Consider the following 8,795-nt stretch of genomic DNA (forward strand, 5'->3'; position numbering starts at 1 on the left):
GCTCTCGCGGCCCTTGCCCAGCTATCAAGCAAGACGCGACCCGCCGGGGCAAATGATGAATCCTCAGTCAAATCATGACGTAGATTCACGTATAAAACGAAGCCGTTTCGATTAATTGTTGAGCGAAGGCGCCATAGCTGAAAATCCCTCACCTGAAGGCTGATGAACCTTCACTTCACCGCCTGCGCCCGACATGTCTAATCTCGCTCCGCGGACAGCAAGGAGCGCACCTTGAAACATCTCGATCTTCTCCCACCCGGCCTGATCGTCAACACCATGAAGGGCGATGTGGCGGAGCATCGCGCCGGCGCCTGGCTGAGCTGGGACGGCACGCTCGATCTCGACTGCGCCATCGTCGGCGTGCCCTATGACGGTGCTTCGGTGGTCAGGACGGGCTCGCGGCATGGCCCCGATGCGGTGCGCCAGGGCCTGATGTATTTCACCACCTATTCGAGCCGCGACCGCCGCACCATGACGGATTTCCGCGCCGCCGATATCGGCGACGTCCAGGTGGTGCTCACCGATATGGAAGGCACCTTCAAGCGCATCACGCAGACGGTCAGCACCCTGGTCTCGCGCGGGATCGTGCCGGTGATGATCGGCGGCGACCATTCGATCGCCTATCCCAATATGCGCGGCGTGATCGAGGCGATGGGCCCGGGCAAGAAGCTCGGCGTGATCCATTTCGATGCCCATCACGATTTGCGCAAGGCGCATCTGGGCGCTGAATCGAGCGGCGTGCCCTTCCGCAAGACGCTGGAAATGCCCGGCACGCTGCTGAGCGGCCCCAATCTGGTGCAGATCGGCATGGCCGAGTTCACCAACTCGCCGCAACTCGACGATTACGCCAAGGAGATGGGTGTCACCGTCATCTCCGGTCTCGAGGTTCGCGAGCGCGGCATGGCGGCCGTGGTCGAGCAGGCGCTCGAGGTCGCCGGGAACGGCACGGACGCGATCTACGTTTCCGTCGACATCGACGTACTGGACCTGTCGCAGGCGCCGGGCACCGCGGCCCCCAACCCGTTCGGCCTTCCCGCTCACGACATCCAGTATGCGCTGCGCCGGATCGGCGCGAGCGGCAAGGTGATCGGCGCCGATCTCGTCGAGATCTCACCGCCCTTCGATCCCCGCAACATCACCGGCTCGACTGGCGCCTCTTTGATCCTGAGCCTGCTCTACGGGCTGTCGTCGAAGCCTGTTGCCGCCGCCTGATCGCCTCCGTTCAGATTGACGGTCTGGCCGAAACGCCCGAGCAGCCAGTGCAGGAACAGCCTGGTGTTCGAGCGTTCCAGCCTGGAGGTATCGCACAGCACGTACCAGCCGCCCGTCGCCTGGATCGTGCCGGCGAAGGGGCGCAGCAGCGTGCCTTCGCCGATATGCGAGGCCGACAGCGTGTCGCTGACGAGGACCACTCCGGCGCCCTCGGCAGCGAGATCGATCGCGATGCTGAGATCGTTGCAATACAGATGGCGGCGGAAGATCTCGAAATCATGCTCGCCTTCGCCGGCAAGCCAGCGCCGCCATTCCGTACCGTCGTCCTGATGCAACAGCATCACGTCCTGAAGGTCGGACGGCTTGGCGAAGCTGCGGCCGGCGCGCTGGAACAGGAGCGGGCTGCAGGCGGGCGCGATGGCGATGTGCTCGAGCAGGGCCGCCCATTTCGCCTTCCATGAGCCGCTGCCGAACTGGATGCCGAGATCCACGTCGGCAACCTCGGCGACGCGATCATTCTCGACCAGCTGGATATGGCATTCGATGGCTGGGTGGTCGTAACAGAAATCGGCGAGATTTTTTGCGAGCCATTTGCTGGCGAACATCGGCGAGCAGGCGATGGTCAGTCGCCCTCCGACCTGATCGGCATCCGCGAGACTATGGGCCGTGCGGGCGATATCCTGCAGCGCCGTGCCGACCGTGCGCGAGAAAATCCGCCCGGCATCGGAGAGGACGACGCCCCTGCCCGATTTCTCGAACAGATCGACGCCAAGCGCCTCCTCCAGCCGCCTGAGCTGATGGCTGACGGCGCTGTCGGTCAGGCTGAGCTCGACGGCGGCCTTCGCCAGGCTCTGGTGGCGGGCGGCGGCCTCGAAGGTGCGCAGCGTGGCGAGCGGCAGGTTGCGGATCACGGCGTCGAGATTCCAGGCATCGTTCCAGGGATCGGCAATCGTAGTGCCAAATTGCCCGCCGTCGTCAAATTCCGGCCGCGCGGCCGGCCGTCTTGGCCCCGAGCCTATCGCCCATATTTGGGCGGCGTCCATCGCAGGTAAAACGCTTTAGAACAACGACATAGATAAATTTTATGATCCAACTTGATCGGAAGCCGCTCTAGGACAGGCCCAGCGCGACCGTCTCCAGCTGCGCGTGCGGAAGATGGCACGCCATCATGACGCCATTGCTCAGCCGGCGCTGCACCGGCACCTGCGTCCGGCACAGGCTGGACGTCCCGGCGCGCAGGCCGCTGCAAATTTGTGCGACAACCTTAGCTATGGCTCGTTCAAGAAGTGCTGAAGCCGCGGGCTGACGAAATCGAGGAAGATTCGGACGCGCTGCGGCAACCGGGGGCCGCCAAGATAGAGCGCGTGGATCTCCTCCTCGTCGCCCTTGACCGCATCCGACAGAACTTCGACCAACCGCCCGGCGGCGATATCGGCGCGGGCGTGATAGTCGCCGAGGCGTGCCAGGCCGACCCCCGCGAGCGCCATGCGCCGCACGGTTTCTCCATTATTGGCGAGCAGCGCGCCATTCACCGTGCGATCGACGGTGCGGCCGCTTTCCTTGAGCGGCCAGACCGGAGCAGCGCGGCGGAAGTTGAAGCCGAGGCAGTTGTGCCGCGCAAGATCGTCGATCGTCCGCGGTGTCCCGTAGCGGGCGAGGTAATCCGGCGCCGCGACGATCTTGCGGTGCGCGACGCCGATCCGCCGCGCCATCATGGTCGAATCCTGCAACGTCCCGACGCGGAAGGCGACATCGGTACGGTCCAGATAAAGATCCACGATCTCGTCTGACAGCGACAGATCGACGATGATGTTGGGATGCGCCTGCCAGAATGCCGGAAGCAAAGGCTCCAAGCCGAGCACGCCGAAGGCGACGGAGGCATTGACGCGAACGGTGCCGCCGGCATTCGCCCCACCCAGCGCCAGGTCGCGCTCCATGTCCTCAAGCTCGGCCAGCAGCGCGAGGCTTCGCTCGTAGTAGATCTGGCCCTCGGTGGTGAGCGAGAGACGGCGTGTCGAACGCTCCAGCAGGCGTACGCCCAGGCGCGCCTCGATCCGCCCGATCAGCTTGCTGACCGTCGAGGGCGTCATGCGCAGCAGCCGTGCCGCCTCGGATAAGCTGCCGGCTTCGACGACCCTGAGGAAGACCTGCATCTCGCCTGCGCGGTTATCCATCGCGGTCCTCGCATCTGTGAATCTGCTTCACAGATAATGTGGAGGATGAGCGGATTATCAAGCGCGTCCGCGGGGCCCATCTTCCCCCACATGTCAAAGATCTCCGCACTGGACCTCATCAGGACGACCGGCCGGCTGACGGTCGGAATCGAGCTCCCGCTCGACAATGACTGGTCTCCCGACGGCGAGGCACGTCGCCTCGCCGAGCGACGTCCGCGCGGCGTACCCAGCCTCTCCGCGCAAAGCGACCCTGTCTGCCTGACAACCACAGGAGAACGACCCATGCAGATCGTAACGGCGCACGGCGCCCAAATTCCCGCCCTTGGCTTCGGCGTGTTCCGGATGTCGGATGCGGAGGTGGAGCGCGTCGTTCCAGCCGCTCTGGAAGCCGGCTTCACCCATTTCGACACCGCCCAGATCTATGGCAACGAAGCGGCACTCGGCCGGGCCTTGCAGGACGCCGGCGCGCGGCGGCGGGATCTCTTCCTGACCACCAAGGTCTGGGTCGACAACTACAGCCCGCAAAAATTCGCGGCGTCGGTCGATGAGAGCCTCGACAAGCTCAGGGTCGATCAGGTCGACTTGCTCCTGCTGCATTGGCCGGCCGACAAGGTCGCGATCGCGGATCAGATCGAGATGCTCAATGCCGTGCAGGCCGCCGGCAAGACCCGCTTCATCGGCGTCAGCAACCAGAACGTCGCGCAGCTCAAAGAGTCGATCTCATCGAGCAAGGCACCGATCGTCACCAACCAGATCGAACTGCACCCCTATCTCCAGCAAAGCGCGATGATTGATGCTGCCCGGGCGGCCGGCGTCGCGATCTCCGCCTATTACGGCATGGCCGACGGCGCAGTGCCGCGCGATCCGGCGCTCCAGCGCATTGGCAAGACCTACGGCAAGAGCGCCGCGCAGGTCGGGCTGCGCTGGCTGATCCAGCAGGGATTCATTGCGCTATCCAAGACGGCCAAGCCCGAGCGTGTGGCCGAGAACTTCGCGGTCTTCGATTTTTCTCTCAGCGACGAGGACATGGCGGCGATCGGCAAGCTGGCTCGTCCCGACGGCCGGCTTGTCAGCCCTCCCGGCCTGGCCCCCGCCTGGGACGCATGAAGAACAGGGACATGACCACTGCAACCTCAGGCATCCAGCCCGGACAGGGTGATACGGCCGGTATCAACTGGCCGCTGCTCGCCCTGGCCGTCGGCGCCTTCGGCATCGGTACGACCGAATTCGCGCCGATGGGGCTCCTGCCCGTCATCGCGGAGGGGGTGAATGTCTCGATCCCGACCGCCGGCCTGCTCGTCAGCGCCTATGCGCTCGGGGTGATGATCGGCGCCCCGGTGATGACGCTCACCTTCAGCCGGTTCGGCAAGCGCACCGCGCTGATGCTGCTGATGGGCATCTTCACCATCGGCAATCTCCTGTCGGCGCTGTCCCCCGACTACTGGACGCTCCTGGCCGCGCGCCTCGTCACCAGCCTCAATCACGGCGCCTTCTTCGGGCTCGGCTCGATCGTCGCCGCGAGCGTGGTGCCGAAGGAGAAGCAAGCCAGCGCCGTCGCAACCATGTTCATGGGGTTGACCATCGCCAATATCGGCGGGGTGCCGGCGGCGACCTGGATCGGCCAGCAGATCGGCTGGCGCATGGCCTTCGCGGGCACGGCGGGACTAGGGCTCCTCGCCATCGCGGCGCTGTGGCTCGCCTTGCCCAAGGGCGAAGCCGGCACGATGCCTGATGTCACGCGGGAGCTGCGCGTCCTCACGCGCCCGGCCGTGCTGCTCGCCATGGCGACGACGGTGATGGGGGCCGGCGCCATGTTCACGCTCTACACCTATGTCGCTCCGGCCTTGACCGAACTGACCGGCGCCTCGGAGAGCTTCGTCACGCTCGCACTGGTGCTGATCGGCGTCGGCTTCACCATCGGCAACGGACTCGGCGGATGGCTCGCCGACTGGTCGCTCGATGGTGCGACCAGAATCTTCCTGGCCGCACTCGCGCTCGTCATGCTGGCGCTGCCCTTCCTGCTGTCCAGCCATGTCGGCGCGGCGATCGGGCTTCTCGTCTGGGGCGCAGCGGCCTTCGCTATCGTGCCGCCGGTCCAGATGCGGGTGATGCAGGCGGCATCGGAGGCTCCGGGCCTCGCCTCGTCGATCAATGTCGGCGCGTTCAACCTTGGCAATGCGCTCGGCGCGGCCGTCGGTGGCGCCGTGATCAGCCTTGGCCTCGGCTATGCCGCCGTGCCGGTTGCGGGCGGGCTGCTCGCGGCGGCGGGGCTGGGCCTGGTCTGGCTCGGACGCGCCCGCCCCAAGCTACAGGCATGCGAAGCGTGACGTGCCGCGTTTTCCGATCGAACAGGAATGAATGAGATGTCTTTTCCTCTGGCCGGACAACGCTTCGAAGTCGACTATGGCGATCTCGTCGCTACCAACGCCTATGCCCAAGCGGGCCTCTCGCTGACCTACGAGATCACCGGCGGTGCGCTCACCGGAAACAACGCGACCGTCGGGTTCGAATGGCGCCATCTTTTCGGTGGCACCTATGCGATCTCCTGGCAGGAGGCCGACGGCTCGACCGTCGTTCACATCGACGATTTCGAAGCAGGCCGCTCATTGGCCTTCTTCACCACTCCCGACGCTCGGTTCTTCCGCCTGGAAGGCAGCCTGAAGCCGCTGGAACCCCTCCACCAGAATTGAGGAGACGCCCCCATGGACCTGCAACTCACCGGCAAGACCGCGCTCGTCACCGGCGCCACCGCCGGCATCGGACTGGCGATCGCCCGCTCACTGGCCGCGGAAGGCGCGAAACTCGTCATTTGCGGTCGCTCGCAGGCCAATCTCGACACGGCTGCCACCGCGATCGGCGGCAGCATTCGCGCCGTGCTGGCCGACCCGGCCAGCGCTGAAGGATCGGCGGCGCTGACTGCTGCCGTGCCGGACGTCGATATCCTCGTCAACAATCTCGGCATCTACGAATCCAAGGCGTTCGGCGAGATCACCGACGAGGACTGGCGCCGCTTCTTCGAGATCAACGTTTTGAGCGGGGCCCGCCTCTCGCGGCACTATCTGCCGGGCATGCTCGCGCGCGACTGGGGGCGGATCATCTTCATCTCCAGCGAAAGCGCGGTCCTGGTTCCGCCGAATATGATCCATTACGGCATGACCAAGACGGCGCAGCTCGCAATCTCGCGAGGGCTGGCGGCAACGACCAAGGGCACGCGCGTCACCGTCAATTCCGTCCTGCCGGGCACGACGCGCTCTGCGGGCATCGAGGATTTCCTGCGCAGCGTCGCCAGCGACCCCAACCTTCCCGCCGGCGAGATGGAGCAGGAATATTTCGCCAAGGAGCGCCCGAGCTCGCTGATCCAGCGCATGATCGAGCCCGAGGAGGTCGCCAGCCTCGTCGCCTATCTGGCAAGCCCGCTCTCGGCGGCGACGAACGGCGCCGCGTTGCGGGTCGATGGCGGCATCACGCCGACGATCATATGAGCCCCGCCATGACCGAGCCCAGACGCCATATCGCGACACAGACCGGTTTCCTGATGGTCCTGCGCCAGGGCGACGATGTCTTTGCCCGGCTTGAAGCCCTGATGCGGGAGGAGGCGATCCCATCCGCCTTCATCGCGGGCCTCGGCTTCGCCGGCCATGTGACCTTCGGCTTCTTCGATTACGAGAAGAAGGAATATGCGCCGAAGACGATGCACAACCTGGAGCTGACGAACCTGACCGGGACGCTGGCATGGAAGGACGGCAAGCCCTCCATCCATGCCCATGGCACAGCCGGAGACGACAGCTTCCGCACCTTCGGCGGCCATCTGCTGGCGCTCGAAGTGGGGCGCGGTTCGCTGGAGATCAGCGTGACCGTGATCCCGACGCGGCTGGAGCGTGCGGTCGATCCCGGCATCGGCGCAAACGTGCTGCAGCTCTGAGCGATCGACCCAAGCGCTTCATGCCGGCGCGATCGGAAGGTGCGCCACCTGCGCACCGACCTCGTAATAGGCCTCCTTCACTGTCCGGAAGGCTGGCATCGCGACCTCGGAGACCGGCAACGGCATGCCTTCGAAATCGATTTCGCCGAGTATGAGGCGGGCGAGCTCGCGCCCGAAGACCGTGCCTGGCGCGATGCCGCGTCCGTTGTAGCCGTTGAAGCCCATCGCGTTCGGGCCGAAGCTGTGCAGCCTCGGCAGGTGATCCGGCGTCATGCCGATCTTGCCGTACCATTCCGTCTCGAGCTCGAATTCGCCGAGCTGCGGGAACAGCTTGCGGATATGCCGCTTGATCCAGGCGCGATGAACGCCGAGCCCGGTCCCCCGCAATGCGCCGACGCTGCCGACGATCAATCGCCCCTCCGCATCGAGCCTGAAACCGCTCAGGATGGTCTTGGTGTCCCAGCCCGCGCCGCCATTCGGCAGGATGGTCTTGCGGAGATTGTGGCTCAGCGGTGCGGTCGAGACATGGAAATAGGGCAGATGGACCTGCTCCTCGCGGATGGCGGAGGTCGATCCGGTCGAATACGCGTCCGTCGCCAGGATGAGCCAATCGGCGCTGACGCTGCCGCCGGCGGTCTTGACCTGCCAGGTATCGCTGACGCGGTCGAAGGACGTTACCGCGCTGCCAGTGTGGATGGTCGCGCCTTCGGTCATCGCGGCGCTTGCCAGGCCGCGCGCATAGGCGAGCGGCTGGATCGTGCCGGCGCGGGGGTCGAACAGCGAGCCGGTATAGCCGACAGCCCCGGTCCTGGACTGCGTGTCGCCGGCGCTGAGCAGTTCGACCTTGGCGCCGAGCCGGCTCCACTGCGCCTGGCGTGCCTGAAGCTGCTTCAGGCCGCTGGCCCCGACAGCGCAGTGATAGGTCCCGCGATGGTCGGCCTGGCATTGCATGCCATAGCGTTCGGTCAGGGCGAAGACCTCGCGCGGCGCCTCGCCGAGCAGTCCGATCAGGCGGTTGCCATAGACCGGACCGAGCGTCGCGATCAGATCGTCGGGCATGACCCAGAGGCCGGCATTGACGAAGCCGGAATTGCGGCCGGATGCGCCGAAGCCGATCTCGGCCGCTTCGAGCACGACGACCGACCTGCCGGCCCTGGCGAGATGGAGCGCTGCCGACAGCCCGGTATACCCCGCGCCGACGACGACAACGTCGGCCGAGACGGACCCGGTCAAAGCGGCGGTCGGCGGCGGGGGCGGCGCGGACAGCTCCCACAGCCCGTGCGACCGCTTGTCATCCAGCATATGTCTGCTCCGTTCCAACTGTTCTGTTCAGGCCGCATCGTCATTGCGAGCGTAGCGACGCAATCCAGGAGCGGCCGTGTTCCACGCCCCCCTGTTGGGGTGGACGGCCCCCGATCGGCATCTTTGTGCCAAGGTGAGGTTGTCGAAGCATCACCTGAGGGGACCGTCCATGGATCATGTTATAC

Annotated in this window: 9 protein-coding genes; 6 read left to right on the forward strand and 3 right to left on the reverse strand. The window is 65.6% G+C overall.

Annotated features, from left to right (window positions below; all coding sequences use genetic code 11):
• Window positions 1–231 precede the first annotated feature (231 nt).
• The gene (locus CYD53_RS24760) at window positions 232–1,212 is read left to right on the forward strand and encodes an agmatinase family protein (protein WP_103720752.1); all 981 of its coding nucleotides are present in this window, start codon (window positions 232–234) and stop codon (window positions 1,210–1,212) included.
• Here CYD53_RS24760 and CYD53_RS24765 read toward each other — a convergent pair.
• Together CYD53_RS24765 and CYD53_RS24770 are read right to left on the reverse strand one after the other, a co-directional pair.
• On the reverse strand, window positions 1,176–2,123 hold the full coding sequence (locus CYD53_RS24765; protein ID WP_181012015.1) for a LysR substrate-binding domain-containing protein: 948 nt from the start codon (window positions 2,121–2,123) through the stop codon (window positions 1,176–1,178). The genes CYD53_RS24760 and CYD53_RS24765 overlap by 37 nt on opposite strands.
• Window positions 2,124–2,480: 357 nt before the next feature.
• Window positions 2,481–3,386 carry a LysR family transcriptional regulator gene (locus CYD53_RS24770; RefSeq protein WP_103720754.1) on the reverse strand — a complete coding sequence of 302 codons (906 nt, stop codon included), beginning with the start codon at window positions 3,384–3,386 and terminating at the stop codon, window positions 2,481–2,483.
• Window positions 3,387–3,668: 282 nt separating this feature from the next.
• On the opposite strand from CYD53_RS24770, the gene CYD53_RS24775 reads away from it, so the two are divergent.
• Genes CYD53_RS24775 through CYD53_RS24795 form a run of 5 tightly spaced genes read left to right on the forward strand, consistent with a single transcriptional unit; the run spans window position 3,669 to window position 7,308 of the window.
• Window positions 3,669–4,493: an aldo/keto reductase gene (locus CYD53_RS24775; RefSeq protein WP_103720755.1), complete on the forward strand. Its 825-nt coding sequence runs from the start codon at window positions 3,669–3,671 to the stop codon at window positions 4,491–4,493.
• 11 nt (window positions 4,494–4,504) lie between these two features.
• Window positions 4,505–5,713: an MFS transporter gene (locus CYD53_RS24780; protein WP_103720756.1), complete on the forward strand. Its 1,209-nt coding sequence runs from the start codon at window positions 4,505–4,507 to the stop codon at window positions 5,711–5,713.
• Between the two features lie 36 nt (window positions 5,714–5,749).
• A complete protein-coding gene (locus CYD53_RS24785) occupies window positions 5,750–6,076 on the forward strand; it encodes a MoaF-related domain-containing protein (RefSeq protein ID WP_245928418.1) in 327 nt (108 codons plus the stop codon).
• 12 nt (window positions 6,077–6,088) lie between these two features.
• Entirely contained in the window at window positions 6,089–6,868 is a 780-nt protein-coding gene (locus CYD53_RS24790; protein ID WP_103720758.1) for an SDR family NAD(P)-dependent oxidoreductase, read from the forward strand.
• Between the two features lie 8 nt (window positions 6,869–6,876).
• Window positions 6,877–7,308 (forward strand): PPC domain-containing DNA-binding protein, encoded by a 432-nt coding sequence (locus CYD53_RS24795; RefSeq protein WP_245928419.1) that lies wholly within the window; start codon window positions 6,877–6,879, stop codon window positions 7,306–7,308.
• A gap of 18 nt (window positions 7,309–7,326) precedes the next feature.
• On the opposite strand, the gene CYD53_RS24800 is transcribed toward CYD53_RS24795, so the two are convergent.
• A complete protein-coding gene (locus CYD53_RS24800) occupies window positions 7,327–8,610 on the reverse strand; it encodes an NAD(P)/FAD-dependent oxidoreductase (protein WP_103720759.1) in 1,284 nt (427 codons plus the stop codon).
• Window positions 8,611–8,795: the final 185 nt, after the last annotated feature.

Origin of the sequence: Allobosea psychrotolerans (assembly GCF_002917105.1) — a bacterium.
Lineage (GTDB): Bacteria > Pseudomonadota > Alphaproteobacteria > Rhizobiales > Beijerinckiaceae > Allobosea > Allobosea psychrotolerans.

Coding starts and splice junctions, on each gene's coding strand:
- CYD53_RS24770 (WP_103720754.1), bottom strand. CDS start 3,386: ATGGATAACCGCGCAGGCGAGATGCAGGTCTTCCTCAGGGTCGTCGAA.
- CYD53_RS24775 (WP_103720755.1), top strand. CDS start 3,669: ATGCAGATCGTAACGGCGCACGGCGCCCAAATTCCCGCCCTTGGCTTC.
- CYD53_RS24780 (WP_103720756.1), top strand. CDS start 4,505: ATGACCACTGCAACCTCAGGCATCCAGCCCGGACAGGGTGATACGGCC.
- CYD53_RS24785 (WP_245928418.1), top strand. CDS start 5,750: ATGTCTTTTCCTCTGGCCGGACAACGCTTCGAAGTCGACTATGGCGAT.
- CYD53_RS24790 (WP_103720758.1), top strand. CDS start 6,089: ATGGACCTGCAACTCACCGGCAAGACCGCGCTCGTCACCGGCGCCACC.
- CYD53_RS24795 (WP_245928419.1), top strand. CDS start 6,877: ATGACCGAGCCCAGACGCCATATCGCGACACAGACCGGTTTCCTGATG.
- CYD53_RS24800 (WP_103720759.1), bottom strand. CDS start 8,610: ATGCTGGATGACAAGCGGTCGCACGGGCTGTGGGAGCTGTCCGCGCCG.